The sequence below is a fragment of the Rhizobium sp. BK176 genome (assembly GCF_024808055.1).
The window spans coordinates 19649-45907 of the sequence record NZ_JANUBV010000007.1 but is presented as its reverse complement, the minus strand read 5'-3'; the positions used below and the strand labels follow the sequence as shown (position 1 = coordinate 45907).

Here is a 26259-nt window from a genome sequence, read left to right as displayed (position 1 = left end):
GCCGACCGAATCCTGTACTTGGCTACGTATTCTTCGACGGTCTCCGTGGCGTAGTCGATCGGCGTCGCATTGAGGCTCTTGATGTAGTCAGCCTTGCGGGCTCCATCGACTGCGTAGACATCGGCCCCAATAGATTTGCCAATCTGAACTGCGACGTGACCGATGCCGCCACCGCCCCCGAGGACGAGCAACTTCTGGCCAGCCCGGATGCCGACGCGATCCACGAGGCCTTCCCACGCCGTTATGAAGATGAGGGGTAGACCGAATGCGTCGACCGGACGCAGCGCAAACCCTTCTGCGAATCCGAGCTGCATGTGGTCGGGGCGGGCGGTCGTAATTCGAACCGTTTCACGGTTTCGAGTTGACCGTCAACGGCCGCTTCCGCCGGGCACCGGCGACAACGGAAGACGCGTCTTTCGACGCCGCGGCAGCTTTAACCTTCGGCTTGGGCTGCAGAACGAACTGATCGTCGAGCGAAAGTATGTTATCGACGACGATCGCGATCGCCGGCTCCTCGTTTGCGATATGCGAAGGGCTCTTGTCCTCGATCCGAGGAATGGCCTTTCCCTGCGCCCATGGAACTGTTTTGCCATCGGGTCCCTTCCGCTTCTTCTTCTCGAAGATGTCGCGATAGCGACGGGGCGATATTCCGATGAACGGCTCGAAGAGCACCTTCGTGTCTCTTTCGGTCGGCGAGAAGGTAATGGAGTCAGCGTGCATGTCCTTGGCGTGGCTTTTCGGATAGGGTTCGAGAAAGACGACCCGTCGGATGCCGGACGACACGACATGTTTCGCGCACATGTGGCACGGAAACGTCGTCGTGAACATGATCGATCCCGCGAGCGCCTTTCCTTTTCGCGCCGCGTCCGTGATCGCCGACATTTCCGCGTGAATGATCCTGCCGAACTCGATGATGTCCATCATTCGCGAATCGGAGATCGTCCTTTCGGACATCAGCTTGTTCACCTGCTCGCCGGGATCGCCCGCGCCGAGAAGCTTGTCCGAAAGATAGCCGAGGGCGCCTAGACGCTCGACGAGGTCGTGCAGGAGCCGAAGCTTCCTGCTGTGATTTCCGTCCTCGCCTTCCTCGTAGTCGCGGTGGGCCTCGCCAGGATCGTCGCACCAATAGGTTCCGCCGAACGCCTTTGGCACTTCGTTGCATCCAAGCGTTATGACTTCGCCGCTGTCCGAAAAGATCGCCGCCCCGATCTGGCGTGAGAGGTCGAGCGATCGCAGCGACGCACCCGCCGCTGCGTACATGCCGTATTCCGATTTCGTCGGGGAGATGCTGTTGTGGCCGAAGAGGGCCATCACGAATCTTTCGACGACTGTCTTGGCGCTACCGCTGTCTTCACCCGGCACGAACACGTCGCCCAGGTGGAAGACGTCCGAGACACGCTGGCCATAGACGTCGTCGACCTCGTTGTGATCCAGCGCGATCAGGTCTATCGCTTCCTTTTCGGCGTCGTCGTCCTCGACGATGCTGGTGCCGTGCCCCTTGATCTTCTTTATGAGCTGCCTTCGGCGCTCGTCCTTGTCGGAGAACACCGACACCTGCACAAATTTGCGGCCGTAGACTTCGCGAAGAAGGGTGATTTCCTCCTCCCGCTTCAGTTGGCGGACGATGTAGGCCGTGCCGAGGGCAGGCTGGTCGGGTCCGACCTTGTTGATTTTCGCGCGTACCCGGCGGATTTCGCTGATTGCCAGGCATGCAAGTGCCGAGTGATTGTTTACGCCACGCCGGACGAGATCGGCCTGCTTGATCAACGATCGATATCGGCTGCCATACGTGGAATCGTCGACGACCACCTGTGGAAGGACGTCCTGCATCACGCGAGTGATGTGGATCACCTCGCTTGCGTACTGGACTTTGGCGAGCGCTTCCTGCAAGAAGCCGATGATCGCGCTCAGGTCGATACCTATGGGTCCGACGAGTCCAATGACAATCTCCGGATTATCGACGACAGCAGTTGCCATAAGGTCTCCTTAACGGGAACTTTAAATGTGGGGCGCAATTATCATATCGGCTCCTAACTATTCGATGTATATTCGAGTCGGGGTTGTCTTGGAGGTGAGGACATGACTGCAAGTGTTGCCAGAATGGAAACATCCACAAGCAAAGAGCGTGGAGACGAGCTGCGTACCATTATGCTGAACGCGGTCCAGAACGTTCTTCAACGGCCGGAAACGTTGAGGGGGCCGTACGTCATTCGCGACGCCGACCTGAAAAACCCGAAATCATCGACTCGATAATAACAGCGGCGGATCGATCCCGTCGCAGCGAATATAGGGTCATGTCGATTCCGTATGGGCCGAACCTATATCTGGTGGGGATGCCACTCACACCAGTGCACACGTCCTCGACGAATCCAGAAATGTGACCGACATCCTTTCTGCCTCCAGACCGAAGGATGGAGCGTGGGTCGGCGCTTTTCGTCAATGGCCACATCCCAGCACGGTTTCGTTTCCGCAGCGACCAGCAGTTCGATCGTATCGCCGCATCCGCACGGACAGCGCATTCCGACGCTCCAATACTCGCCATCGTCCTTTGTGAGAACCAGATCGCGCCACGGCATCCTCTCAGGGAGCGTGTCGCCGTCCATGACACGAACTCGTCTGGCAGGCCCATATCGATCCCAGAGCCTGCGAAGCCACGTTGCAATCCTCATTCCGGCTTTCTCCGCTTTCGAAAGGCCGGCATGCCGAGCAGCGGTTCCTGGCTCCCGCGTCCAAGAAAGTTGCTCCCTGCACGCTGGAAATCGTCTTCGGCAGAGTGTTCCTCGTCGCAACCCGCGAGACTGAACATGGTCCGAGCATAATGCCGGTTCGCTTCCAGACGATAAGGAAATGCGCGAGCGATGAACTCGTTGACGACTGTCGACGCGGCCCGCATGTTGAGAGAAATGACGGATGGCGCCTCTTCCGGGAGACCCTTGATGTAGCCTTGTCGGACCTCGTCGGCAAAGGCATCGGGATCGGTCCTGCGCAGATCCTCGTTACGGAGACCCTTGGGCGTATAAACACCGCGATCAGAAAGGGTCGAGCCACCCGGCTGGACATAGTCGATCCGACCGCAGACGTCGGCGATCGCAGGCATTTCGTCCTTGACGAATGTCGGGATCACGACACCGACGTCGAACAAGGGGATGAGAAAGGCCGCGGCGATCTTGTCGGTGAACATGCGGCCCTCCTGACTGTCGACGCAGCAGAAGATGACGTCGCACTGTGCGACGGCTTCGATAGCCTCGCGCGTGCCGACCTCGAGCGGCATTGCACGAGCGATTCCTGGTTCGCGATAGGATTCGATCGCCCCGGCGAACATTTCGACCTTGAGACGCGCGGTTTCCGCATCGGCCAGCGTCGAGTTCAGTATCCTATTGAGGTTCTTCTTCTCGACCTTGTCGGGGTCGACAAGAAGCACGTGGCCGAAACCCAGTCTCGCGATCTGTTCGCCGACGATCGAGCCGGTGCCCGAGACGCCGATCACGGCGGCCGAGAGCCGACCGAGTTCCGACGTCATGTCACTGGTAAAGGGCAGGGAGCGTCGAGGCAGAACTCCGCTCGCGATCTCCGCCGACCACCAGTAGCTGATGTCGTCGCCCGCGACCGTGACGAGATCTACGGGTTCGCACTCCATCTCCGGCGAATACAGCCGGGCGCGGACGGCGCCGTCCGGCGTCATGACGGCGGAGCCGTGACGGTCGCCGAACGCCTGGAAGATGCCAGGAATGACCCGTTCGTCGCTCTTGTCATCGACCTTGGAGAAGTCGAGCCATCCGCCGGGATGGGAATGCAGCAGAATGATCGTCAGTCCTTCCTCTTCGGCGGCGTCGATGGCCATCTCAATATACGATCCCGGCCAGACGATCGCGTCCGGTCCTCGATGAGAGCAGACTTCGTACGAGACGGGAATCGCCGTCCTGACGGCGAGCCTGCGACGCGGAGCAGGCGATCGCGAGCATACGAGAAGGGCCGCAGCTTCGAGGCCGTCCCCAGGAAACAGATGCTTCATGAGCGTCGCGTGAGTGACGCCGGCCATGGCGAGGGTGACGGCGGGTATCACTGGCCAACCTCCTTCGCGATCGCGGATTCCACGAGCGCGAGATGGGTGATGACATTGTCCTTGAGCGGATTCCAAACCGAACCCGCACCGCGGTGGCGAGACCACCGCTGGAACGATGTGTTTCCGATGGCCTGAGAGCTTTCCGTGGCCGCGATCGCGCCGCCCGATGCCAACTGAAGCGGCGGATTGACGTAGAACATGTCGATCTGCGCTTCCGGATAGGACGCGGGCAAATGGAGCGCGAGGGTCGTTGAGGAAACCGTATAGCCCTGCGGAACCGTGTAGCCGCGAATGATCAGCCAACGGAACTTGCCGTCCACACGCGTCTCCCAGAGCAGACCGAGAGAGTCGAGATATTCCTCGTCGACCTCAAAGAGCGGGAAGTCTTGGCGAGGCGCAGAGCGCGCCTCGCCGTTGTTTACGTCCTTTGCCGTGAGACGGACCTTTTCAATGCCCGGCGTCGTCAGGTCGATCGTGTCGCCGATCTCGAGCTGGCGCTTGGGCTGGCCCTGGACGCGCAGGACGATGATCCAGACGTTCGGGTCGAAGCCGGCACGGGTGAGGGCGTCGACCACGGAAATGGTCGGCGTGTTGGACATGATCGTCACACCCTGCACGTTCAACTCCCAGGTCTTAGGCTCGCGACTGCGGAACTTCTCGACGCCATTCTTGCGGATCTTGATCGTATCGCCGTTCCCGACGAGCAGGTCCGACTCGTCCTGCCGCTCGAGGTAGATCAGCTTGCCGTCGGGGATACGGCCAAGCTTGCGAATGGCATCGTTGGAAATTTCGTCGGCGGGCCAGTCAAGCTCGTTGCCATCGATCAGGATGCGGTTCGCGGCGTCCGCCAGTGCGACGATGAACTTCTTACCCTTGCTCAGGTCGGCCTCTTCCTGAGGGCGGAGGCCTTCGAAGTCGCCGTCGTTCTTCCACTGGAGGACGAACGGATGCTGTCCCTCGGCGAAGCCGGCGAGCTTGGCGATCTTGCCGCCCGTCGGCCTTTCGGTTTCCGGATCATGAATATGGAAGACCAGATCGGTCCCGGCGATTTCGATAGTAATCTTCTCTGCGTTCGTATGCGTGTCCATGGCCAATTTCTCCTTGGCGGTTTTCCAAGCATTGCTCATTCACGTTGGGACCTTGATGAAGGTTCCCAAATGTGGAACGATGATGTTATGCCACGACTCAGCCGGCCCTGCAACGGCGTTACACATTTGGTAACCATTTTATCCACAGATGATCGGGGCTATGTCATTTCGAGATGCGACTCATGGGAATCGGTAGACTCTGCGACCTGAAGAAGCACGGCGATCAAGGACTCGCCGCTGCGGCAGCAGTGCTGCATGCCGAACTGGCTGACGGTACCTGGACCTCGAAGGAGGAGTTTCTGGAATCCTATCCGGGAGCCGTCACGGACGATTCGAAGCTGCGGATTTTCCTTGACGCCGACAACCTTGTTGACGTTACCGTCAACTTCGTCACCGGGATGATGCTGATCGACTATGCAGGCAGGATGATCCAGGCCGAGCCCCGTCATGCAGTGAAAGGGAGGGCTGCATGAGAATTCGACCAATTCGCACTGAACAGGATTACGAGGCCGCTCTCCGGAGAGCGGCCGAACTCATCACTTCGACGACCCAGTCCGCGATCGACGAGCTGGATGTGCTGCAGACCCTCATCGAGAAGTGGGAGCGCTCGGTTCATCAGTTTTCCACCGTCTCGCCGGCGGAAGCGATCAAATTTCGAATGGCGCAGTTGGGCCTGAAGCCTCGCGACCTCGAGCCTTATCTCGGCGCCAAGTCGCGCGTGTCGGAGGTCTTAAGCGGGCAGCGCCAGCCTACCGTCGACCAGATCCGCGCCCTTCACACCCATCTGCGGATACCGATCGAGCTGCTCGTCGGTGGGATAAAGCACGAACCGCCGGGTGGCCGAGCCCCATCCGCCGCCGCGGTCGACAAGCTGAGGAAGCTCGGCGTCATGACGGCCAAGGAGACGATCGAGGCGTTCATGTCCAGAGCCAGATCGACTGTTCCCAATGTGGCGATGCTCAGAAAGACGAGAACGGACAGGACGAACGCCAAGACCGATTTCGGCGCGCTAGAGGCATGGTGTGCCGCGGTCATGATCAAGGCCGAGGCAGCGCGGGTACCCACCGGCGCGACACATGACGGCGAACGGTCGGCTAGGGCACTTGCGCAGATCAGCCGCCTATCCGACTGGCCGCAGAAACTGGTCGAATATCTCACGAGCATCGGCGTTGTCCTGGTCGTCCTGGAGCACCTGCCGGGGACATACCTTGACGGTGCAGCGATGCGCCGCGCCGACGGGGTCCCAGTGATCGCAATCACTATTCGCCACGATCGCCTGGACAATTTCTGGTTTACTATTTTGCATGAATTCGCGCATGTCGTGCTTCACCTTAATAGTGATCTGCCCGTGATACTCGACGACCTGGACGTTACTAGCTCGGACGGGATCGAGGCGCAGGCTGACGAGTTCGCACGCGACGCTCTCATCCCGTCGAACATATGGTCGAGTCGAGCAAAGGGAAACATGGGCGGCGCCGAGCTGATGGCGATCGCAAATGCCGCAGGCGTCGACGTCTCGGTCGCGGCGGGGCGTTGGCGTTTCGAGCGTGGCGACTACCGCAAGTTCGCGCGCCTCCTTGGGCGGGGCGAGGTGAAGAAGCATTTCAACGGGCACTGAGGGTACGGTTGTCCTTCGAGGCGAACGTGCGATCGATGATGCGGTTATGTTCGCTTACCCGGATGTGACCGGGATCGCCTAACAAACATTCGAAGTAGATTTTTTCCGGTTTCGCGGAAGTGGACGGACCGGCCGGCGGGGCTATCAGCGGACTGTCGCTAGCTCTCGTCGAGCGGGTATTCTTCGAGCATGACATCGCGTGTCCTGTCTGCTCTGCCTTGAAATGCCTCGGGCGGATAGACGGCCATCAAGGCACGCCGAACTGCCCCATTTGGGTAGTACTTGAGAAGCCTGAACTCGGTTAGCAGGCATCGAAGTCCTTGGCCCGCGGCATCAATCCATTTAGCCCGGCCATTGCCACCTCGAAGGACGTCAAGTGGCCGCGCAGGAGGTTGCCGTACCGTCTCTTTTCTTCCGGTGTGAGTTTCTTGTCGTCCCGAAGCCGCCAAAGAATAGTGTAAAGCAGCCGGAAATATGGGCCGAACGTGCTCTCGTAACGGACATGTACCCGTTTCCGATAGAGTGCACCTTTGATGCGTCACGACCGCCATGAGCCGCATCGCCGTTCAGGAACATCTTCATCAGAAGGTCGTCGACTGGATGGAGCAGGTGTAGGACGAGCCGTATCGGAGATAGGCATCGAGGGGCCGACGACATCATTTCCCCTTACGCAGCGGGCGGTATTCTTATGCAGGTGCCGCACCGTGGTTTGCAAACACGACGACATCCACGGCTCATACCGGGTAGCTTGAAATTCTTCCAGAATATCACGGCGAAGTTCACAAAAATATAAGAGCCGAATTGTTGACAATTCCGCGCTCAGCGAACAATCTTGCGTAGAAGCGAAATCGCGAGATACGAATGGACAGCAAGCGAGAGAAATTCGTAAAGCTGGCGGAGGGCAGGACACAATCTGCACTCGACGCCATCCGAAAGATTGGCAATCTTTCCAACCGTCGGGCGTACGATTTCGATGACGCTGACGTGAAAAAGATCGTCAAGGCGCTACGCGATGCCGCATCGGACCTCGAGCGGAAATTCGGCACCTCTGGACCGTCCGAGAAGGATCACTTCAAACTCTAGGATCCCTCATGAGCTACGAACGCCTGACGATTGAAGACGACAGGTTCCTGATCAACAGGATGATCGGGCAGGCTCCTCGCCACACCGTTGTCCGCGAATTCTTCATGAATGCGCAGGAGAGCGCCTCGCTCGCTCCGGAAGGGCGGCGTTTCGTACGGATCTATCCAACGCTCATCGACGGCGTCCGAAAGCTTACATTCTGGAATACCGGACCGGGCATGGACGCGACCGAGCTCCGGACCGCGACAAACATTTCGGCTTCGATCAACAAGCAGATGTCACTGAAGGGAAACTTCGGGATCGGGGCGAAGGTCTCCGGCCTCACGGTCTCTCCGGCCGGGATACGCTATAGGTCGTGCAAGAACGGCCTCCTTCACGAGGTCACGATAGGCTACGACGATGAAGCTGAGACCTTCGTTCGGTTTGCCTACGACATTGAGGGAAGGCAAGAGTCTATTTTTGACGTGGGCTATACCTTGCGTCACTCCGTAGACCTGTCTTCCGACTGGACCGAAGTAGTTCTCATGGGCGAGGACGATGACCATGATACGGTCTCGGAACCCATCGGGAGGGGCATCCGGGTCGACCGGAGTTATGTCGCAACTCAGATCTTCAGACGTTTCGCAGAGTTTCGTCCGGGCGTGAAAGTGATGCTCGACGTATCGATGACGAAAGGTGGCGGCAAGGACGAGACCGGAAGGACCAGGACTCTCAAGACCTTACAGGAGGTTGTTCCAGCGCTTCCGAATGCGGAAATCGTCGCGTGCCCCGAAACCGGGATCAGTATCCAATACATCCACGATCCCAAGCACCAAAGTTACAGCCATTCCATCAGCGCGTTGAATAATCCTTCGACGTCCTCGACGACGTTCTGCGCTCTCGTGCACAAGGGAGAACGCTATGACATTCGAACTGGTAAGAAATGGTCCGCGGTAGCGCCCAACTACGGTATCCCGTTCGGCTCGACGGTTTTGACTGTCGAGATCTATCTTCCTGATGACGATGCGCTACCCAACCAGTACCGCGACGCCCTCATGACTGTTGAGGAGCGAAACTCCATCTCGACGGATGACTACGCGGGCAGGGTGCGTGAGCTCATGCCCGAGTGGGCGAAGGATGTGATCCGGGAAGCGCACCCCCCGCGTGACGAAAACCTCGACGATCTTCAGAAGGATCTTCAGAAACTTCTCGATGAGTTCAGACTTCCGACGACCACATACGTCAAATCCTTGAAAGCTTCAGATCGCACCGACGACAGCGATCTCGGTCTCGATGAAGCACGCTCGGCGCCCGTCGAATCCATGGATGACGAAGAGGATAGGTTTCTTCGCGGCGAAAAGCATGGGGGGCAGCGGGCAACGGAAAAGAAGATTCGCAAGGCACCCGAGGGAGCGAGGCTTTCCAAGGAGGCCCAGGCACTCGAAAGAGCGCCCACCATCGAGATCCTGGACGATCCAACCGAGATCGATGAGAAGCAGATGAAGGGACGAGCAGGACGCTACTACAAGGACGCGCAGACTCTGTTCATCAACGGCCTCTATTCCGCAGTTGAGCGCATGGCTGGGGAGCTCGAAGTACTCTTTGCCGGCCAGATGGAGGCCGAGGAACTGCGAAGCATAATTCTACGGGCGGCACAACGTTCAATGGCCTTTAGAGTTGGAAAGGCGACGTGCTTCGCAATCAGCAAGCGGCTGGTCGATGGTTGGTCGCTCGAGGACCTCGATCGTGCCACCTCGCCGGAGTCTCTCTCGCTCGCTGCCGACGACTATCGTCAGAGCATGATGACCGCGCGGAAATGGATTGGTTCCGAACTTAAGATAAGGGGACTGGCCGTTGAAGAAGTCGAGGCCGTCTGAGGCTCGCATGGATATCGAAGCTACTCAGCCCTCGTTGAATGATCTCGCGACCGTGATCGGGCAGGTTCAAATCTACTGGTGTCTATCCACATCCTGCGCTCATCGAACTTGCGGCTGCAGATCGTAGGTTGCCGTACAAGCAGTCAAAGATCAGGAAGTATTGGCCAGACGCAGACCCTGTTGCTCGACGAGCGAACCTGCTGCGGACCTGGAGCGATATCGTGGCGCTGCTAGATGTCGAAATCAGCGGTGTGAAGGATGCGCTGACGTTGCCGCCTATGGATGCGCGAGGGTACGAGTCAAAGGCCTTCGAGGATGCACTTGATGCCGTAGTCTGCGCATGGGTCGGAGCCTGCGCGTTGACCGGAAGGGCGAGGCCGTACTGTGATGAAACCTCAGCAATCTGGGTTCCCGTTTCTTCATTGACCTAGCAATGCCGCACGTTGGGCGGCAACCCTGATCCAACTGCTATGCAACCATCGGGCTCGAGGAGCAGACAACCAGCTTCCGTGATCCTCTTGTGAGTGCGACATACAGGTTCTTCGTGTTCCGGGTTCGGTTGCTGTCGAACTGCTCGGCATCCAGGATGACGGCAACATCTGCTTCGAGCCCCTTCAGGAGGAGCGGACTGCCGACGGCTCTTCTCGGGACGCGCCTTCCGATCATCCTGCTTTGCTCGCGGATCCGCACTGCCGCGTTGAGGAACGCATCAGGGGTTCCGGGAGTACAGGATCGAAGCGCCTGCACGCATGCGCCAAGGATTTCGGGACGGAAGGTTCTTGCACCTTGATTGTTCTCAAGGGCGAGGAACAGGCTGAGGAGGTTTTTGGCAGAACCGTCCGCCTTGTAGTCGAGGGCTGCCAGTTCGACGGCGGTGGCATCCTTCCGAGAGGATCCGCGCTCTATGATCGCGATCCGCGAACGCAGGCCGCCCTTGTCCACGTTCGTCGTCACTTCGGAAGCGAACTCCAGAACGGTGTCCAGATCGCCCGGCTGATCGAGATCGAGATTTCCTGCGAACGTGATGACATCGGTGAGATCCACGGCCTCGACCGTGACTGCCCCCGGGGTTTGCTTTGCTACTCTGCGCTGGAGTGCCCGGTTCATGCCCGCCGCCATTATGAGAACCTTGCCGTCGGGGTTTGGAGGGCGGACGTTGCAGGCCTTGCGTTGACGGGTTTCATCGTCGCTGCCGTCCAGTTCGACCCATTCGACCTCAGGCGGCGCTGTTCGAAGATCGATCCGGCCACCAGCGACAAGGATCGCGCGGGCTTCGAGAAGCCACTCGCCGAAAGCCTGCGCGCCCGCTCGGATCCAGCGCCATGGCTTCGCCAGTTCTCCCGCCGAAGAGAATGTCGAGCAGACATCATGGTCCCAATGCGGATGCGGGCCCTGCCAACTGAAGATCTCCTGCATCGGATCGCCCAGGACGACGGTTGGAATTACGGTCGAGAGATGGCTGACCATGCGATGCTGTTCATGGCCGCAGTCCTGGTACTCGTCGACGATCACGCGGCTGTAGCTCGCATCTATGATGTCATCGAGATGCTTTCCCTCGAAGAGCGCCGCGGCGGCCTGCTTGATCGCGGGATAGTCGCTGCGTGGGTCATTCAGAGCGAGATGGCTGATATCAATGCCCGAGCGGGCCGGAAAAGTGTTGAGAGTTCGAAGCGCCCAACCGTCGAGCGTCGCTAATCGATACGAACGGGTCGGAACTCCCGCCCGCTCCAGCCGCGACCGCAGAACCGACACGCCCGCGTTGGTGTGAGTGAGGATCAGGATCGGCTTCCTGTCCATGTACCTGATGAGGGAATCCGCAATGAGCTGGGTCTTTCCGCACCCGGCCGGAGCCGTTACCGATCCTCGTCGGATAGCCAGAAGATCGATTTCTCCCTCAGCCATTCAGGCACCATTTCCTCAGAGAGACGAGGACGGATATGAACTCCTTGTCCGTTTCTCTGACCGACGGCATCACTAAATCGCGGGCGACCTCCTCCATTTCCCCAACGGATTTGAACCAAGCCTTCTTGTTGTCCTTATTACCACCGGCGGCATTTCCCAACGCCAGCCGTGCTTCCGTCGACAGAACTCCCCTGGCCAATTCGTCTCGCACCCGCGCAAGCGTCACTGCGTTCGTCGAATGGCTCTTGAGCTGAGAATCCACCTCGCCTTCCGAACGATCCTCAAGGGCACGGTCAAGGAGCGCGCCGACCGCATCGGCCGGCAGCGTCACGAACAGCTCAACTTCAAGCTTATGGCCCTTGCGCCATTTGAAGATGGATCTGCCGGCGAGCTCGAAGCTGGTCTCCTCGGCTATTGGCGGTTGATAGTCGTCGTCGCGAAATGTGGCCGTTCGGTAGCCCATCGTTTGGAACGCCTCTGCTCGCGACATGATGTTCGTGTACCCGTTGGCACTGACAAGCGCAGTTCCGGCCGCGAAGAGCGACTTGCCGTCTCCCTTGTCCGAGAGGAATTGGTCCATGCCGCGAACGAAGCCGACCTCACTTGCTCCTTCACAGACTAGGATGGAATGGGCGAGAAAAGCTTCCGGGTAGAGGCGGATTGTTCCCTGAAGGTCGGGATGATCGCCCACCCACCTTACTTCGTGCCGATTTCCGACCCGTCGCACGATCGAGATCTGCTCCACTGCAAGCTCCCGGACGGCCACGGGGGAATGGCTGGTGAGGAACACCTGCAAAGACGACTCCTTCTGCTTGGCGCCTAGGTTGTCGAGGAAACGTACGATGCGATGAGGCTCAAGCCCGTGCTCGAGTTCGTCGACAAGCAGGATTGCGGTCTCGGCAGCTTTCCTCTGCTGGAGCCCCGATATCATGAGGCGCGTCGAGCCTATCCCGAGCCGACGGAGTGGGACGCCATTCTCGTCATGTAAAGAGATGGTTCCTGCAGTCACTGAGACGGAGTGTGCCTCGAGTTCGGCTTTGGCCGTTGTGCCGACATCTATGCCGAGGCTGCCCGCGACCTCGGTCACGATCTTAAGTGCGTCGCCCAACATTGTGTCGGCATCCTTGCCGAAGGACTTCCTAGCTTCCCGAGCCGCCGCCAGGAGCGCGGTCGAAGCATCGGCGGTCTCGTCCGAGAGGCGGTTGAGGACGGAGCCTCGCTTCCAGGACAGATTATGGTCCGAGAGAGCGCCAATCCGGACGGGTGCCAGCCTCTCGCGATCCGACCATGACAGGTTGCGCGTCTGACCTGCGGCGCGCGCGCGATCGGAGATGAGCGACCAGGTCGGTTCCAGATCACCCTCGACGACGAGGTTGAGGCAGAGCACGGTCTCCAGGCCGCTTCCAGGTTCGTCTTCGATCTTCTTCGTCGCGACGTTGTATCCACGGAGATACATTCCGTAGGTCTCGATGGACTTCAAGTCTGGCCCGAGGTTTCCAAGGGTGAGTGTGATTTGGATCGGTTTTTTGATGTCGAGGTTGTGGAAGTCGGCGTCGGTGAACTGAGCAGTCCTTCGCGCACCGAGAGTGAGGTCGATTGCATCAAGGATCGTGGACTTGCCACTGTCTCCCGGTCCGATCAGGCAGTTGATGCCCGGAGTCGGATACCATTGGAGGTGCCTGATGCAGCGGAAGTTCTCAATCTCGACCAATCGTATGGTTGCCATTCATATGCCTCGGGAATCACAAGCATTCGAAGAGAGTAATTCATGGCGCCCCGGGGCTCGGCAAGCGAGGGCATGTCTCCGCCCACAACGCAGAGTGGGTGTTCCCCAAAGAATATCCGGCGATTATCTGAATCTTAGCAAAGCTTGAAAGCAACGGGCGTATTCAGATAGAGTGATGAGCTTCAAGGACATCATCGTCGCCACCGACATCCCGGACGCTTGCGTATCAAGCGTCTTTTCAGGGACCAACAAACCTGTTCTCCGCCGACGCGGAGCAGATGGGAAATCACTTGTCTTCCTCAGCCAGCCGACTTACCGGCCGCCAGAAGACGACCCTCTTCGCCATCGGCATCTGCCTTGTTCGCCGCTGATGCAGTCCGAATGACCGCGGCGTGCATGCCTTGAGTGTCGTCATGCTTCCGCTTACAAGACTCTGAAATTTCGAGCATTTTGCTCCTATTGTGAACTCAATCCGCCTTCGCTACCAATCACACGTACGAAGTTTGCGCCAGCCTGACTGCTGATAAGCTTCCTTATCGGAACTCAGAAATGACGGCCTCAGGGAGCAGGAAGGAGAGCTGAAAAGTCGTTCGGCTGGATCAGCTTCCTGACTTCGCCGGGGTAGCAGTTGCCGCCGCCCTTGTAGTCCCTGAAGGTTGATCGCGCCTGCGCATTGGTCAGGACGTAGAACGTCGGTGCCATCGTCCGCAGATCGAGTTCGATGAATATGAAGAAATCAGCATCGCCCTTGGTGTCCAAGTTCATCGGCCAGCGTGTGATCTCAGTCGCCGCGCTCTTCAGGAACTGCCGCGTCTTCACCTCTACCGATCGAGGCCAACCGTCGACGACCACCATAACATCGTGACCGGGTGCGCCCTCAGGACTCATGTATGCGGCAAGGCCAAGCGTGTTCAGCTTCGCCACGGTCAGCAGCTCGCCCAGCGTGCCCGCCTGCAGTCGAGATAGTTTTTCCAAGATGTTCACGCTCAGTGGTCCTGATCTTTCCTAGTTGCCGTGTCGCGCGTCGATCAAGCGATCGATCTCGGCTTCGATTTGCATGGATGCTTCCCACAAGGCATCCCTCATCGGCAGCGTCACAGTCATAAACGACTGATAGGTTTCGAGGGCCTTGTGAGGGTTCCCGTTCGAGCGCAGCCGCTTCGCCTGCCGCCGCCAGCTCGGAATAGGATCCTTCTTGAACTTCAGAGGATAATTCTGTCGGAGCCACTCGACGAACTCGAACGTCGTCTTCCCATGCCACCCCTTCTTTTTCGCGAATGCGCGAGCTTCCGGGGTGAAGGCGAGAGGCCACGCTTGGCACTCCACCGCCGCCTCGTCTCTCGTCATGCGCTGGTTGTCGTAGATCCCATCCGCGATAGTGTCGAGAGAAGTGTCGCAGTCGCGAATGACCTCCTCCATGTGATCAACCAGGCCGCCGATCGTCTTCGATTTATCGTGTCCACACGCCGCATCCAGCGTTCTGCAGGCCTTCGGAAAATCGCCAATCCCGGCCGGGGAATAGTCGCCGCGCCGTGTGAAGTATTTCCGCGATCGCTCCGGAAGCTCGATGCCCCACGTGTAGCTGAAGCCGCGGATCTTAAACTCCGCAAGAAATCCGCATGCTGTCGAAAAATAGAAGAGGGCGAGATCCTGCACGATGGACTCGTACTGGACCCCGAGGTGATACAGCTCGTTCCGGAACAAGTGCATGATCGCAATCGTCCTGGACTGCTCATCCGTCACCTGTCCTTCAATCCGGGCGAACCTCAGCTTAGCTTCGAAGGAGCGACCCATGGCCTCTTCCAGCTCCTTCGTATGCTGATACTTCTCCGCGAGATGGCGATAGGCTTTCAGGCGCTCGTGTTGATCCTTCGCTATCCGATGCAGCACCAGCTCGACGACGTTGTCCGTCAACATCAGGCCGAACCGGGCATCGTGAATGCTACCCTTCTGGATATGCTCAAGCGCAAGATCCATCTGGTCCAGCACGCTCGCAAGAAATCTCAGCATCGTCGTCCCTCATGAATCCCCGGCTATACTTCTTGCCTTATTTGCCGCCGGCGGCAATCATGATCATTGCGGAGCCGGACCCCGCGTCCGATAGATTTCCCTTAGGCAAGCCTCATGGAGGCAGTTCATTGACTACGAGGGTTCGTGGTCAGAGTGTGGCGCGACATAAAAAGGGCTGTCTACCGGAGGCAGCCTTTTCCCTTTCGGCTCTATCGCCTTATGCCCGGAGTGCGTGGCTTCGTCGACGGATGTCGGCGTCCCGGCGAACGCCCGAACGGACCCAGGACGCAGGCGCGCTGGTCAGGTGTCGGCGTTGTCGAAGGTTTGGATGGCATTCGCTCTCGTCTCGAAGGTATCTGACGGGGAGCGCGTCCAGGCTCTTCGCAGGATTCGAGAACGATGGCGAAGAAAAATGAAGGCCCCCGTTTCCGGGGGCCTCTCTGATGGGGATGGCTTAGATGATGCGAAGGCGGCCCTGCGCCAGCACGATCTCCAACACTTCCTGCAGGTCGTGAAGAAACTCTGCCTCCTCAAGTTTCTTGGCGACATCGTAGCACGACTTCCCCGCGCCGACGCTGAGGGTGACCGCGATGGCCCCTTTGCGCTCATCGCGATGCGCGTCGATGTATGCCTTGCTCGCAATGATCATGTAGACGATGTCACCCAGAGAGCGGTCCGGGTCGCGCCACAGGGAAGCGAAAAGCTCCTCCTCATAGGCTACGGAGCCGACGACATGCGGTTGCGAATTCAGCCAGTCCCGCGACTGGAGCGTCATCTGATGGACCCATTCCTCGTCGCAGCCAGTCCAGACGGGGCTAGGGAGGTGGAAGCGAAACTCGTGATCTACGAGCGGCATGCGCTGTTCTACGGTCGTGCTCATGCTGCGATCTCCTTAGCTTGATCAGATGCCAGAAACGCGGCACAGCGAGCGTGTCCCAGCAACGTCCCAACCAGGTCGCGATCGGCGATGACGGTGCGAAACTCGCGTGAACGAAGGGCGCGGACGACATCGCGTGCGGTCGAGTCGTCCGTGTCAGCAACGGCGTAGGCAACTGACATCTGGTCTTTGGGAGGCATGAAGCCACACTCGGCGGGATCATCTGGATCGCCGAGCCACATGTTTGCGTACACATGTCCCTCGACCGTCTCCGTTACCCACATCGAAATGTGTGCACGAGGCAGTTCGTCATCCGGCCCACAGGAAGAGGTTACGTGCTCAACGAGGTCGGCTGCACCCTGAGCGAAAAGCTCAACGAGACGGGTCACTTCCGATGCTTGGATTTTCACAGTCAGCTTCATGCTGCGACCTCCTGCTCGATCTCAGATACCGGGACATCGGTGTCGAGAACCTTCATCAGGAACTCGGAGAAGCGTTCGTCGCTGACTTTCTCAACGCGATTGCGCTCGGGGTGGAACGTGTCGATCACGATGAAGTAGCGCTCATCGCCGATGGTATGCATGTCTACGAGATACATCTGACTGCCTCCTTTGGTTGATCAGATGCACCAGAGCTACCGGACCTTCATCACCTCCGTCAACATGCTTTGCTACGACAACAATCGAAAATTATGATTTTTAAACAGAGGCTTATGGATTTCATCCTCACTGAATTCATGGATTAATCCATGATGTTTTTCCGTTCAAGCTGGCTCCTCCTCGACCATTTTAGTGAGGGCATCCATCACCGATTTCTTCTGCAGCGCCTTAACGATCTCGCTAATCTGGGTCGGCCCCATTTCACCTGCGCCCTCGTATACGCTATAGGGCAGACGAAGCTCTCAGCTCTCGCGGAGCCCTTCGCATTCTGCAGAGCGATTTCCTCGATGTCGTAGCCGAACTGCCGAACTCTGCGGCGACCTGCTCGCGGGACGTGAATCCTGCCTGCACGGCCATCATGAAGGCCATGACCTCTTGAACCGGCGGGATGTGGCCACGAGCTGGCGGCATCCATTCGACGCGCATGTAATCCTCCGGGCGAGCTCTGAACTTGGCGGCGTGCTTTCCCGGGCAAGCATCCTGGATCTTGAGCATCTCACATTCGAGACTGCCGACCTTTGTTGCCTTGATCGCGCACACGATGTCAGATCCGAGATAGCCCCAGATACCGTCACCGAACTCGGAATAATCCCCCCACCTGATCACACCCATCGCCGTTTCCTTCGCATTCGATGAATATGATCGTGTGCGCCCGACGTGCCTCGTGCAAACGCCGGCAGGAATTCACGCTTCTGAAAGCGTGCGGTGGTAGCCAGAATGCAATGACACAAACAGAGGATGCAGCGATGGATGGGTTTGGATCATCCCTAGAAGATGACGGGTTTCCAGAAGACTACGACTTCGAGGCCGACCGCGAGCTAGAAGTCGGCTTCATCTGTCCCCGGTGCGGGCATCCTGCCGCCGCCTACGTGCTGCCTCCTGAAGAATGGACCGGCGAAGTCTCACACCGAGTTGCTTGCTTGAATTCAGAAGATGCCCACGAATGGACTGTAAGAATCTCAAAGCACCGCGGTGAACTCTCGGCCCAACTAGACGAGAATGAGGACACCAAAGTCTCACTGTCTCTGCCTGGAATACCGGACGAGTGGTACGAGCCGCTTCCAGAGCCAGAGGCGTATGGAATTTTCGTCGACGCCCTGAAGGAGTGGCGAAACAACGTCGACGAATTCGCTACCATGGACGGTTTTAGCAGTCGGAATCGCATGCTGTTCAGTACCCTGTACTCGATCGCCGAGGCTTACCTTTCCGACTCCATCATTGGCGCCGCCCTTGCGGATAAGGAGATCCAGCGGCACATGCTCAAGCTGGATGTCCTCAAGGATAAGCAAGTCAACTTGAAAACAATTCTCGACAAGCCGACCATCGTCCAAGATATGATCAAGGAGGCCCTCCAGAGGTTTTCATTCCACAATCTGCCTGCGGTGCACGGGATCTGCGAGCGGGCTTTTGGAGCGCGAATTCTGCCCGCAAACAAGGACGACCGAACAATGGTGATTGCCTCGGTTGCCAAGCGCCATGATTGCGTCCACCGCAATGGGTTTGACAAGGAAGGCAATCGGCACATGGACATCTCGAGTGACTACCTCCGTAAACTTTGCAACATCTTCGAGAGCATGGCGGAAGCACTCGAGAATGGGATTCGCGAAGCCGGCGCAAAAAAGTTCTTTGAGAATCTGGGGCCAGAGCAGGAACAGTCAGGGGATACCGCCGCGTAGGGGCGACAGGAATGGACGCGATCAACATCAAGAAATGCACCAAGTGCGGCGGCACTCGCTTTAACTCCTGGGATCGCTGCATGGACTGCCGGAATGCCCGGGGAAAAGTTCGGCAGGAGAGGATCAAGGCGAACGGCGGAAAGCACACCGCTGCCGAATGGAAAGCACTGCTTGCTGCGAGCCCCACTTGCTCTGAATGCGACCGGCCGTGGGATGTGATCCCGAAGCGCCCGGACACACGATACAAATACACGTGGACGAAGGGGCATAAGATTCACGTTCTTGATGGCGGCACGAACGACATCGGCAACCTGCAGGCCGAATGCTACCAGTGCAATTTCAACAAGAATGCTGGGCGGCTGAAGCGGTAGGCATGTCCCGCAAAGAGGAATTCATTTTCGAAACATACGAAGCCAGTTTGGTGGGCTACAACCGTGCGAAAAGCATTGACCTAACCACGGAATGGCTAGGCGATCTCCGTGGAGATGGCTATGTGGTCTCATGTTCCACGCCTGGTGCGTGGTTTGTCTGCCGCGTGTTTGGTGGCAGGACCCGCACTCCGTAGGCAGCGCTCAGTGCAAATCCGCCGCCGAACTGGTGCCGGGCGGCGGATGGAGGTCGTGGCTCTTAAGATGCGATCGCGAGACCGCGCTGTTCGAGATTGCGGATGGTGCGCGATCGGCGAGAGGGATGCGAGGGTCGACCGAAAAGGAAGGGACTGGAAATGGAAGTAAACGAGTTCCTTAGGCTAAGGACTGGCTTCATCAGGCGGCACTACGAGACGGCTGCGGAGCCGTTTCGGGAAATCATCCGCAAGATCGAGGCTGGAGAAGATCCCTACGAACCGCCATATAGCGAAGACGGCGAGCCGCCCTTCCTGGAGGAATGGAGCGAGGCGAAGACATCGTTGGAGATACTAGGGGCTACCTGCGTTTCGATGCTCTCGGAGTCCTTGAAACTATATTTTATGACGTGGGAACGCGAATTAGGAGTTCAGTGTGCAAAGCAACTGCCCGATGAGTTCAGCCGGAAGAAAGGCAAGGGCTTCGTCAACGGCTACAAGGTCTGCTTCGGCCACCTGCTGAAGACGGACTGGAGCGATTGCCCCGCCAATTGGGAGGTGATCGAGCAGGTTGTTCTGGCCCGCAATGACGCCCAACACGCCAAGCATATCCACGACATGGGGCTGGAGCACAACCCTGAAGTCCGCAAGAAGCATCCAATGCCGTTTTTCCTGAGTGAGGACGAGAAGCGCATGATTGAGGCTGACCAGATCCTCGATCACCCCTGGTTTGGCCTCTCCCTCGTCGTCACTCAGGAGACGCTTTACCAGGCGATCGAGCAGGTCGAGTTGTTGACGGCGTGGATGGAAGAACCACTTTTCGATGTGAAGTACGGCCGCCGTTGACTGCAACGCATCCGCTCAGATCACTCGAGATCCAGCCCAGCTCGTGGTGCCAGACTTCTGTCTTCCTATCCTTCTCGCGAAGGTCTCCTCTTTGCGGCATCACATCCTCCCTGTCGTTGGTGCCTGAAAGGATAGTGTGCCGTGGAGACGGTCGGCGCAAACGCCGCCCGAAATCAGACAGGTCGGCGGTTCCAGGCAAAGAATTCCTCTTCGTGCTCGTAGATGAACTCTTTCAAGAAGCGAGCAAGCGATACAAGCCTGTCGGTGTTCACTCCATCGACCCCATTGTTTTCTTCGAACGGATAGCGGGTCTTCTGAAATACTCCGTCGAATTCCTTCAACAGCAGGCGGAGAGTGCGTGGCTCAAACCGAAAATCGTCGGCAATCCGCCAGGAATCCTCCAACTTCCATCGGACATCGAAATCAAGGTCTTCATACTGGCCGGAAAGATGGTGGTCCCGGCTCATTGCCTTTGAATGCAACTGCCGAAAGCCATCAGGATCACTGATCTTCGAGTAGACCGTCGTCGCGTTCAGGGATTTTAGATAGAGCTCGACGGCTATGATTGCCGCGTTGATAACGGGGAGCGCGAGGAGGTTGGCTGCAGGATTCGACCTCAGAACGACCGCTGCTTGAAGGTAGCGATCCGCAACCGAAACGATGAGCATGTCGGGAATAACGCCGAAAAGCTCAGGCTGCTTCGCCATCAGGATCGGCCTATCACCACGCCCGCATTGTAGTGCTCGTTCTCTTTATAGAGGATGATACGTCCCGGCAGCATAGTAGCTTGCCAGCCAGGCGGCAGCACATTGAGCACTGACAGGATGACCTGTCTCGTCGTCGCCGGCTTCACAACGAACGTCGGGACAATTGCGGCTTCGAGTTCTGCATGAGCCTTTCGGGACCCCTTCGATTTGCCTTGGGCACGCAGCGTGTAGGGAAGCTGCGCTCGCAGTGCTTCAAGTACTCGGGTCGCGGGGACCCCGCCGTCGCCAGCGATGTCTACTGGATAATCGAGGTCGATCGGGTACTGAGCATCGAACCCCTTTTCCTTCAGTTCTGTCTTGTCTCGATTCCTCCCCGGATCGTTGGATCCAAAACCTGAAGAGTTCCACCACACATCGCCCGACGTGGACTCGTAGTACCGGATAAGCAGCTTTTCCAGATCCATGGCCGTGAAGACGAAGACGCGCGCGGCTTTGAACTGAACGTCGCTTGGCTTGAGGTTTAAACGGTGCTGAATAGTCCACGAGTGTTTGCGAAGGCGGCCACGCAGACCCGAGTCAGCGTCCGTCTTACCGACGTAGACAACCTGCCCATCAAGGAGGAGCTGATAAACACCCTGCTCGTCAGCTACATGAGCGGTGTGCTCGGGTGTGAGCGAAGCGGACTCCATGTTCGCGAACACGTTTACGAGGCTGTTAAGCAACGCTGTCGGAAGATCGAACTCGAATTCGCGATACCCCTCCGCCACTCTCAGACTCCGATCTGAGCGGCGACGCTGCGTCCTACGACGGCGGCGAGTTCAACAGGAACGGCGTTCCCGAGCTGCCGCATCGTCTCCGTCCAGGATCCATGGAAGACGTAATCGTCCGGGAAAGTCTGCAGACGGGCGCTCTCGCGAACAGTGAAGTAACGCACGCTGCCATCGGGACGGCGAAGCATGTTCTCTCCGCCGGGAACGCCGTGGACGCCCGCCTTGAGCGTCTTCGCAGGCTCGTGAAGGGGGCTTCCTGTATGCCCGGGGTATGAGCGCGCACCGGGCTGGAAGCGATGATTGTGCACGATGATGTCCGACGGGATCTTCTTTGTAGGATCCGGAAGGCCGATGAGAGCATCGGCAACGGTGCGCCAGGGCAGCTCGTCCGGCATCGACATGTTGCTGATGCGGTCGCTCGCGGCAATCTCTGGGCGATCCTTCTTGGCCACACGGTGCCGTTCCCAGTATTCGCCATTGATCTGATCCCAAATCAAGGACTCGCGGGAGTGCGTCTCGTGGGGGAAGTGGAACGCCTTACCGAGATCCTCACGGATGCCAACGAAGAAGACGCGTTCGCGCTTCTGGGGGATGCCATAGTTCGCAGCATTGAGGAGCTGCGTGACGACGCGGTAGTTGAGTCCTTCACGGCTGCCGCTGGTGTGGTGCTGCTCAAGCCGCGACAGGTGGTCCTGCCAGGATTCTTCGGTGCCCTTGATGATGTCCGGGTGGGACAACTGTAGGCGGATGTATTCGAAATAATTCCGGAAGCTGGCGCGCGTAAGTCCTTTGACGTTCTCGAATATAAAGGCCCGCGGCTGGGCTTGCCGGACGGCTCGGATAGCCTGGGGGAACATGTCGCGGTGGTCATCATAGGCCGCATGCTTGCCGCCCATGGAGAACGGCTGGCACGGCGGACCTCCAGACACCAAGCCGATCTTGTCCTTGAACGCGCTGAACTCGACGTCACGCACATCTCCGTGCTTGACCTTCCAGCCCTTAACGGCCTGCATGCCCAGCTTCTGGTTTTCGCGGATAGTGTCGACGCAGTAGTCGTCCCACTCAACGACACTCGCAGGCTTGAAACCTGCCGAGTGCAGCCCGAGTCCTAGTCCACCGGCTCCTGCAAATAGCTCAATCGACTTCATCGCAAAGGTACTTCCGTATTCTGTCGCCGAGCTGCGGAAGGTTCGACTTGCGGACCTCACACTCCCAGACGACCATTTCGTCCCATCCCAGCGCCTTCAGACGGGCGCTGTTTTCGGCATCGCGTTGAGCGTTTCGTTCGAGCTTCGGCACCCAGAAGTCAAGGCGAGACTTCGGAAGGCGCGCGAGTTTGCACGACGAATCGCCGTGTCGATGCCAGAAACAACCGTGCACGAAAATTACTTTTTTTCGACTACCAAACACCAAGTCTGGCTTCCCGGGCACTTCTTTTTGGTGGAGACGATACCGAAACCCCATGCCGTGGACGAGACGGCGCACGACAAGTTCCGGCTTCGAATCCTTGCCTCGAATCCGGGACATGCGTTCTGATCGGGATTTCGGATCGAGGGTATCGGTCATGGCTAGCGAAAAGGTTGCAAAAGGATATTGTCGATGCCCTGAGATAGGGTCGGAGGGGACATGAAGCAAAGATTGGAGTCGAACGCGCGCAAAGTTGCCGCAGCCGCAAAGGCGCGTCCCGCAGAGACGCGGTGGTCGTTGATCGGGGCTGCGGCTGGTGCGTATTCGGATTGCTCGTGGGCGGCGTGGGCATCGCAGCACTGGGAGGCGCGACGGGCGTACCTGCGGCCGTCATCCTGGGACTCGTCGGCGGCATCGTCGGCAATAGGTACGGCATCAGCAAGGATCGGCCCGTCGGGTGAAATACAGGAAATCCATGTGCAGATATCTCCTCACCTTGAGCGCTCTTGTTTGCGCGACTCCTTCCTTCGCCGCCACGAAGGCCATGGAATGCGAGCGATACCAGATCGGATCCGACGGCTACAAGGCGGAGCGCTTCGTCTACACGATCACGGCTGACCTGAACGTTGGCAGCCTGAAGATTGACCTCACCAAGCAGCCGGAAGAGAACAAGACGGGCAAGTTCCCGATTCCTACGGGATCCGATTGGAAGATTGTATGGCAGTCGAAGGATTTGCTCCGTGTCGTCGGACTTGCAACTGACTACTCCGACAACCCGTTCGAATCTCCGGTCATGATGCTCGACGTCGATTTCGCCAACGTGCGGTCGGCATACACGACAGCGGGTGGACTTGTTGATTTCGACACCGTCGTCAGTGATCCATGGAAGCATGAGTGCAAGCGGCTCGACTAAGCCGAGCGCTCTACGATCCGGCTATCATATGACACGCGAATCCGCCCGCCATCGACGCGATACCCGAGCATAAGCGGCGGCTCCAGCACGTAGAGAGCATCGATTTCGGCAAGGCTGAATCCTTCCGCCGTCTGGCCGGCCACGAATTCAACGACCATGGCTTCCGTGTCGGCGAGAGCCTTGCGGACGGCATCACGGAGGGCGATGTCGTCTCGGGTCTTCGGTGTCGCATGAGCCACGGCTACAGGATTTGCGAGATAGCTCATGGCGGGCTGCTCTGTAGCGGAGTCCGTGAGAACCACACTGGCCGTAGGCCTTTGCTTGCGGGGTGCCATTATGCGTCGCCCCGGAGGAAAAGCACGTTGTCGGCCGCTAATCCGTTAATGAGTTCGATTTGGCCGTACATCGCGCGGGCTTCACGGCGATCAACAACTGGCGGCGGCGCATCGACCCGGCGGACGTAATCCCAAGCATCCACGTCCCAGACATGTAGATGCGGCGGATGGTCGTCTTCGAGGAATTCGGCGAGCAGCGCGAGTCCTTCGCGGAGATCGCCGAGCTGCTGTTTGTCGATGGAAACATAGCCATCGCGCACGCGGACGAGATCCTGTCGCAGCTCATTGGCAATGAGACGGCGGTAGAGCTGCCACATGACACCATTGTCGTCCGGCAGCGCGAGCAGATCACACTGCGTCGTCACCTGCCGGAAAAGATGTCGCTGCCACACGTCGATCATCTTCCTGACGTCGTGCTCCAGTCCGATCTGGAGCCAGTCGATCCGCGGAGTTGACTGAGCACTGGCGCGAATAGTCCAGGTGGGAAAGCGTTCGATAATGGCTGCGTGCATGACAATCCTCCTCGATGTCGTACGAGAATGATTGGTGCCGGCGGCGCGTGGCGCAAGTCAGTCCTGGGGATCGTCGGAACGGTGGAAGGAGTCGTTGAAATCCTCCGGATGCAGGTCCGGGCGGTAGCGCTCAAGGTCTTCCGCAAGTGCGGGATTCGTCCAGTCGAGATCGGTGCGATCGCGCTGCGACTGCTTGGATCTGTTGAGCGACACTTCCTTCTCGTCCACGCGCAGCCTCGGACGGTATCGAGGCGCAGGGCTATGCAGCAGATCGGCGATAGTCCACTTTGGCTTCCAGCCTTTTCGCGCTCGCGCGAACATCGGCGACCTTCGCTTGCGAGCCTCCTCGCGTTGCTTCCGAGCTTTCTCGATAGCCTGTTCGACTTCCGATTCCTCTCTCGGTATCGACGCAAGATGCCTTAGTGCCGCGCGCAGATCACTCTGCTGCCGGACGGTGAATGGCTTTTCAACATGAGGATTGCGCTGCTCTGGCGGTAGCTTTGCATTGTCGTCCCACGCGAGCTGCATGCGGTCGAATACACCATCGAGTGCTGCTACCTCAATACGGATATCTGGATATGTGCGGCCCCCAAGGAGCTTTCTCGCCCTGTTCGCTGCCGAGCAGATGTTCTCGATCACGTCTTTCTTTAGGCCGCCCTTCGCTTCTAGGTGTGGCCTGAGCATTTTGTTGATCTTGTAAATCCCGCCCTCGTGTCGTTCAAGCACTGCCATGGCGATGTGGTACGCAAAAGCGGGTGGCACCGCGTTCGCAATCATTCGATCCACGTCATCGATCGCTACTTTCACATCAGTCGGATACCAGCGGAAATCGCGTGGAAAGCCCTGGATACGCGCAGTCTGCGCCTGTGTGAGCTCGTGCGCCTCAGTCGCGGGAATGACGTCTTTCGGATTCTCGCGGGTCTTGTCCTTACCGTAGGGCGGCTGCCTGAAGGACTTGTTCACGCCGGGTGCTGGTTCATCAATGCTTCGAACGCCTGGGCCATCGGCGAAAGGACGCGTGAAGTAGTATCCGATCTCCAGAAGATGGGCGTCGTCAGGATCACGCGGATCCAATATGCTCCTGACAGATCGTCGCTCTGGCGAGGCGGCCTTGAGGATTGGCCCCTCTAGGAATTGCGGCGCCGCTCCACGGCGACCGATAACGATCAGACGATGACGAGCCTGAGGGACTCCGTACGACGATGCATCGAGAAACAACTCCGTCAGACCGTATCCGCTTCGCGTCCAGATCTCCCGGGCATCCAGATATTCCTCCGATGCCGCGGCTTCGGTGACATTTTCAAAAACGAACCACTCGGTCGACGCTGCGGCAACGAGCAGCGCAAAGGATCTCGTGAGCTTCGCGTTCATTCCCGCCTGTCGCTTGCCACCTTTCGAAAAGTCCTGACAGGGCGGCCCGCCGATAATGGCTTCGATATTGTATCTCACGATCTGCGACGCGAGCGAGGAGATGTCGGTCGCGTCCGCCCAGTTGTAGTACATGTCGTTCGCACGGCGGACATGCGACACCCGATCCCACGCATCTATGCCGCCAGATACCTGAATTCCTGCAGCCTCGAAGCCGATCCCCATACCGCCGACGCCACTGTAAACTTCAAACGCTCTCATTCTCAGACCCATGGATGTTT

The 26259-nt window shown here is 58.3% G+C and carries 28 protein-coding genes and 2 pseudogenes; 9 read left to right on the top strand and 21 right to left on the bottom strand.

Annotation, left to right across the window (positions count from 1 at the left end):
- Positions 1–14: 14 nt before the first annotated feature.
- The 5 genes and pseudogenes from FHT76_RS21115 to FHT76_RS21095 all read right to left on the bottom strand — a co-directional run.
- Positions 15–272 (bottom strand): annotated as a pseudogene (locus FHT76_RS21115) (quinone oxidoreductase); the annotation flags it as partial.
- Between the two features lie 76 nt (positions 273–348).
- Positions 349–1977: an anti-phage dCTP deaminase gene (locus FHT76_RS21110; RefSeq protein WP_259185823.1), complete on the bottom strand. Its 1629-nt coding sequence runs from the start codon at positions 1975–1977 to the stop codon at positions 349–351.
- Positions 1978–2318: 341 nt separating this feature from the next.
- Positions 2319–2519, bottom strand: a complete 201-nt coding sequence (locus FHT76_RS21105; RefSeq protein ID WP_310503288.1) for a DUF6527 family protein — start codon at positions 2517–2519, stop codon at positions 2319–2321.
- 146 nt (positions 2520–2665) lie between these two features.
- Entirely contained in the window at positions 2666–4063 is a 1398-nt protein-coding gene (locus FHT76_RS21100) for a ThiF family adenylyltransferase (protein WP_259185822.1), read from the bottom strand.
- The gene (locus FHT76_RS21095; RefSeq protein ID WP_259185821.1) at positions 4060–5151 is read right to left on the bottom strand and encodes a multiubiquitin domain-containing protein; all 1092 of its coding nucleotides are present in this window, start codon (positions 5149–5151) and stop codon (positions 4060–4062) included. The genes FHT76_RS21100 and FHT76_RS21095 overlap by 4 nt, the downstream gene beginning before the upstream one ends.
- Positions 5152–5333: 182 nt before the next feature.
- On the opposite strand from FHT76_RS21095, the gene FHT76_RS21090 reads away from it, so the two are divergent.
- Positions 5334–5624: a hypothetical protein gene (locus FHT76_RS21090; protein ID WP_259185820.1), complete on the top strand. Its 291-nt coding sequence runs from the start codon at positions 5334–5336 to the stop codon at positions 5622–5624.
- Positions 5621–6769, top strand: a complete 1149-nt coding sequence (locus FHT76_RS21085) for an ImmA/IrrE family metallo-endopeptidase (RefSeq protein WP_259185819.1) — start codon at positions 5621–5623, stop codon at positions 6767–6769. Before FHT76_RS21090 ends, FHT76_RS21085 begins: the two co-directional genes overlap by 4 nt.
- 301 nt (positions 6770–7070) lie before the next feature.
- On the opposite strand, the gene FHT76_RS41410 is transcribed toward FHT76_RS21085, so the two are convergent.
- Positions 7071–7304: a putative phage abortive infection protein gene (locus tag FHT76_RS41410; protein ID WP_405049507.1), complete on the bottom strand. Its 234-nt coding sequence runs from the start codon at positions 7302–7304 to the stop codon at positions 7071–7073.
- A 326-nt stretch (positions 7305–7630) separates the two neighbouring features.
- On the opposite strand from FHT76_RS41410, the gene FHT76_RS21080 reads away from it, so the two are divergent.
- From FHT76_RS21080 to FHT76_RS21070, 3 genes and pseudogenes are all read left to right on the top strand, one after another.
- Positions 7631–7852 carry a hypothetical protein gene (locus tag FHT76_RS21080; protein WP_259185818.1) on the top strand — a complete coding sequence of 74 codons (222 nt, stop codon included), beginning with the start codon at positions 7631–7633 and terminating at the stop codon, positions 7850–7852.
- Positions 7853–7860: 8 nt separating this feature from the next.
- The gene (locus FHT76_RS21075; protein WP_259185817.1) at positions 7861–9708 is read left to right on the top strand and encodes a hypothetical protein; all 1848 of its coding nucleotides are present in this window, start codon (positions 7861–7863) and stop codon (positions 9706–9708) included.
- Positions 9709–9794: 86 nt separating this feature from the next.
- A pseudogene (locus FHT76_RS21070) lies at positions 9795–10139 on the top strand (DUF429 domain-containing protein); the annotation flags it as partial.
- Between the two features lie 37 nt (positions 10140–10176).
- Here the strand turns inward: FHT76_RS21070 and FHT76_RS21065 are convergent.
- From FHT76_RS21065 to FHT76_RS21030, 8 genes are all read right to left on the bottom strand, one after another.
- Positions 10177–11610, bottom strand: a complete 1434-nt coding sequence (locus tag FHT76_RS21065) for an ATP-dependent helicase (RefSeq protein ID WP_259185816.1) — start codon at positions 11608–11610, stop codon at positions 10177–10179.
- The gene (locus tag FHT76_RS21060) at positions 11603–13336 is read right to left on the bottom strand and encodes an ATP-dependent endonuclease (RefSeq protein ID WP_259185815.1); all 1734 of its coding nucleotides are present in this window, start codon (positions 13334–13336) and stop codon (positions 11603–11605) included. The genes FHT76_RS21065 and FHT76_RS21060 overlap by 8 nt, the downstream gene beginning before the upstream one ends.
- A 558-nt stretch (positions 13337–13894) precedes the next feature.
- Positions 13895–14320: a hypothetical protein gene (locus FHT76_RS21055; RefSeq protein ID WP_259185814.1), complete on the bottom strand. Its 426-nt coding sequence runs from the start codon at positions 14318–14320 to the stop codon at positions 13895–13897.
- A 21-nt stretch (positions 14321–14341) separates the two neighbouring features.
- The gene (locus tag FHT76_RS21050; protein ID WP_259185812.1) at positions 14342–15346 is read right to left on the bottom strand and encodes a hypothetical protein; all 1005 of its coding nucleotides are present in this window, start codon (positions 15344–15346) and stop codon (positions 14342–14344) included.
- A 454-nt stretch (positions 15347–15800) separates the two neighbouring features.
- A complete protein-coding gene (locus FHT76_RS21045) occupies positions 15801–16226 on the bottom strand; it encodes a hypothetical protein (RefSeq protein WP_259185811.1) in 426 nt (141 codons plus the stop codon).
- Positions 16223–16645 carry a hypothetical protein gene (locus FHT76_RS21040; RefSeq protein ID WP_259185810.1) on the bottom strand — a complete coding sequence of 141 codons (423 nt, stop codon included), beginning with the start codon at positions 16643–16645 and terminating at the stop codon, positions 16223–16225. Before FHT76_RS21040 ends, FHT76_RS21045 begins: the two co-directional genes overlap by 4 nt.
- Positions 16642–16821 (bottom strand): hypothetical protein, encoded by a 180-nt coding sequence (locus FHT76_RS21035; protein ID WP_259185809.1) that lies wholly within the window; start codon positions 16819–16821, stop codon positions 16642–16644. Before FHT76_RS21035 ends, FHT76_RS21040 begins: the two co-directional genes overlap by 4 nt.
- 283 nt (positions 16822–17104) lie before the next feature.
- The gene (locus tag FHT76_RS21030; protein WP_259185808.1) at positions 17105–17494 is read right to left on the bottom strand and encodes a hypothetical protein; all 390 of its coding nucleotides are present in this window, start codon (positions 17492–17494) and stop codon (positions 17105–17107) included.
- Positions 17495–17628: 134 nt separating this feature from the next.
- Between FHT76_RS21030 and FHT76_RS21025 the strand changes: the two genes are divergently transcribed.
- The 3 genes from FHT76_RS21025 to FHT76_RS21015 all read left to right on the top strand — a co-directional run bounded on the left by FHT76_RS21025 (position 17629) and on the right by FHT76_RS21015 (position 19966).
- Positions 17629–18558, top strand: a complete 930-nt coding sequence (locus FHT76_RS21025) for a hypothetical protein (RefSeq protein WP_259185807.1) — start codon at positions 17629–17631, stop codon at positions 18556–18558.
- Positions 18559–18569: 11 nt separating this feature from the next.
- Positions 18570–18929 carry an HNH endonuclease gene (locus FHT76_RS21020; RefSeq protein WP_259185806.1) on the top strand — a complete coding sequence of 120 codons (360 nt, stop codon included), beginning with the start codon at positions 18570–18572 and terminating at the stop codon, positions 18927–18929.
- Positions 18930–19282: 353 nt separating this feature from the next.
- Entirely contained in the window at positions 19283–19966 is a 684-nt protein-coding gene (locus tag FHT76_RS21015; protein ID WP_259185805.1) for a hypothetical protein, read from the top strand.
- A 173-nt stretch (positions 19967–20139) separates the two neighbouring features.
- Here the strand turns inward: FHT76_RS21015 and FHT76_RS21010 are convergent, their stop codons facing one another.
- From FHT76_RS21010 to FHT76_RS20995, 4 genes are read right to left on the bottom strand one after another with little or no spacing between them, the layout of a single operon-like run.
- Positions 20140–20673 (bottom strand): hypothetical protein, encoded by a 534-nt coding sequence (locus FHT76_RS21010; protein ID WP_259185804.1) that lies wholly within the window; start codon positions 20671–20673, stop codon positions 20140–20142.
- Positions 20673–21440, bottom strand: coding sequence for a GIY-YIG nuclease family protein (locus FHT76_RS21005; protein WP_259185803.1), 768 nt, complete (start codon positions 21438–21440; stop codon positions 20673–20675). Before FHT76_RS21005 ends, FHT76_RS21010 begins: the two co-directional genes overlap by 1 nt.
- A 2-nt stretch (positions 21441–21442) precedes the next feature.
- Positions 21443–22591: a DNA cytosine methyltransferase gene (locus tag FHT76_RS21000; RefSeq protein ID WP_259185802.1), complete on the bottom strand. Its 1149-nt coding sequence runs from the start codon at positions 22589–22591 to the stop codon at positions 21443–21445.
- Positions 22578–23009 (bottom strand): very short patch repair endonuclease, encoded by a 432-nt coding sequence (locus FHT76_RS20995; RefSeq protein WP_259185801.1) that lies wholly within the window; start codon positions 23007–23009, stop codon positions 22578–22580. Before FHT76_RS20995 ends, FHT76_RS21000 begins: the two co-directional genes overlap by 14 nt.
- 316 nt (positions 23010–23325) lie before the next feature.
- On the opposite strand from FHT76_RS20995, the gene FHT76_RS20990 reads away from it, so the two are divergent.
- The gene (locus tag FHT76_RS20990; RefSeq protein ID WP_259185800.1) at positions 23326–23763 is read left to right on the top strand and encodes a hypothetical protein; all 438 of its coding nucleotides are present in this window, start codon (positions 23326–23328) and stop codon (positions 23761–23763) included.
- Here FHT76_RS20990 and FHT76_RS20985 read toward each other — a convergent pair.
- The 3 genes from FHT76_RS20985 to FHT76_RS20975 form a co-directional block, all read right to left on the bottom strand.
- Positions 23760–24029 carry a hypothetical protein gene (locus FHT76_RS20985; RefSeq protein ID WP_259185799.1) on the bottom strand — a complete coding sequence of 90 codons (270 nt, stop codon included), beginning with the start codon at positions 24027–24029 and terminating at the stop codon, positions 23760–23762. The genes FHT76_RS20990 and FHT76_RS20985 overlap by 4 nt on opposite strands.
- 68 nt (positions 24030–24097) lie before the next feature.
- Positions 24098–24610 carry a hypothetical protein gene (locus FHT76_RS20980; RefSeq protein ID WP_259185798.1) on the bottom strand — a complete coding sequence of 171 codons (513 nt, stop codon included), beginning with the start codon at positions 24608–24610 and terminating at the stop codon, positions 24098–24100.
- A gap of 57 nt (positions 24611–24667) precedes the next feature.
- Complete coding sequence (locus FHT76_RS20975; protein WP_259185797.1) at positions 24668–26239, bottom strand: DNA cytosine methyltransferase; 1572 nt, start codon at positions 26237–26239, stop codon at positions 24668–24670.
- Positions 26240–26259: the final 20 nt, after the last annotated feature.

Excerpts from the sequence above, each read along its gene's own strand:
- FHT76_RS21110 (WP_259185823.1), bottom strand. The coding sequence starts at position 1,977 with ATGGCAACTGCTGTCGTCGATAATCCGGAGATTGTCATTGGACTCGTC.
- FHT76_RS21105 (WP_310503288.1), bottom strand. The coding sequence starts at position 2,519 with ATGCGCTGTCCGTGCGGATGCGGCGATACGATCGAACTGCTGGTCGCT.
- FHT76_RS21095 (WP_259185821.1), bottom strand. The coding sequence starts at position 5,151 with ATGGACACGCATACGAACGCAGAGAAGATTACTATCGAAATCGCCGGG.
- FHT76_RS21090 (WP_259185820.1), top strand. The coding sequence starts at position 5,334 with ATGGGAATCGGTAGACTCTGCGACCTGAAGAAGCACGGCGATCAAGGA.
- FHT76_RS21085 (WP_259185819.1), top strand. The coding sequence starts at position 5,621 with ATGAGAATTCGACCAATTCGCACTGAACAGGATTACGAGGCCGCTCTC.
- FHT76_RS21080 (WP_259185818.1), top strand. The coding sequence starts at position 7,631 with ATGGACAGCAAGCGAGAGAAATTCGTAAAGCTGGCGGAGGGCAGGACA.
- FHT76_RS21075 (WP_259185817.1), top strand. The coding sequence starts at position 7,861 with ATGAGCTACGAACGCCTGACGATTGAAGACGACAGGTTCCTGATCAAC.
- FHT76_RS21065 (WP_259185816.1), bottom strand. The coding sequence starts at position 11,610 with ATGGCTGAGGGAGAAATCGATCTTCTGGCTATCCGACGAGGATCGGTA.
- FHT76_RS21060 (WP_259185815.1), bottom strand. The coding sequence starts at position 13,336 with ATGGCAACCATACGATTGGTCGAGATTGAGAACTTCCGCTGCATCAGG.
- FHT76_RS21050 (WP_259185812.1), bottom strand. The coding sequence starts at position 15,346 with ATGCTGAGATTTCTTGCGAGCGTGCTGGACCAGATGGATCTTGCGCTT.
- FHT76_RS21045 (WP_259185811.1), bottom strand. The coding sequence starts at position 16,226 with ATGAGCACGACCGTAGAACAGCGCATGCCGCTCGTAGATCACGAGTTT.
- FHT76_RS21040 (WP_259185810.1), bottom strand. The coding sequence starts at position 16,645 with ATGAAGCTGACTGTGAAAATCCAAGCATCGGAAGTGACCCGTCTCGTT.
- FHT76_RS21035 (WP_259185809.1), bottom strand. The coding sequence starts at position 16,821 with ATGTATCTCGTAGACATGCATACCATCGGCGATGAGCGCTACTTCATC.
- FHT76_RS21030 (WP_259185808.1), bottom strand. The coding sequence starts at position 17,494 with ATGGGTGTGATCAGGTGGGGGGATTATTCCGAGTTCGGTGACGGTATC.
- FHT76_RS21025 (WP_259185807.1), top strand. The coding sequence starts at position 17,629 with ATGGATGGGTTTGGATCATCCCTAGAAGATGACGGGTTTCCAGAAGAC.
- FHT76_RS21020 (WP_259185806.1), top strand. The coding sequence starts at position 18,570 with ATGGACGCGATCAACATCAAGAAATGCACCAAGTGCGGCGGCACTCGC.
- FHT76_RS21015 (WP_259185805.1), top strand. The coding sequence starts at position 19,283 with ATGGAAGTAAACGAGTTCCTTAGGCTAAGGACTGGCTTCATCAGGCGG.
- FHT76_RS21010 (WP_259185804.1), bottom strand. The coding sequence starts at position 20,673 with ATGGCGAAGCAGCCTGAGCTTTTCGGCGTTATTCCCGACATGCTCATC.
- FHT76_RS21000 (WP_259185802.1), bottom strand. The coding sequence starts at position 22,591 with ATGAAGTCGATTGAGCTATTTGCAGGAGCCGGTGGACTAGGACTCGGG.
- FHT76_RS20995 (WP_259185801.1), bottom strand. The coding sequence starts at position 23,009 with ATGACCGATACCCTCGATCCGAAATCCCGATCAGAACGCATGTCCCGG.
- FHT76_RS20990 (WP_259185800.1), top strand. The coding sequence starts at position 23,326 with ATGTGCAGATATCTCCTCACCTTGAGCGCTCTTGTTTGCGCGACTCCT.
- FHT76_RS20985 (WP_259185799.1), bottom strand. The coding sequence starts at position 24,029 with ATGAGCTATCTCGCAAATCCTGTAGCCGTGGCTCATGCGACACCGAAG.
- FHT76_RS20980 (WP_259185798.1), bottom strand. The coding sequence starts at position 24,610 with ATGCACGCAGCCATTATCGAACGCTTTCCCACCTGGACTATTCGCGCC.
- FHT76_RS20975 (WP_259185797.1), bottom strand. The coding sequence starts at position 26,239 with ATGAGAGCGTTTGAAGTTTACAGTGGCGTCGGCGGTATGGGGATCGGC.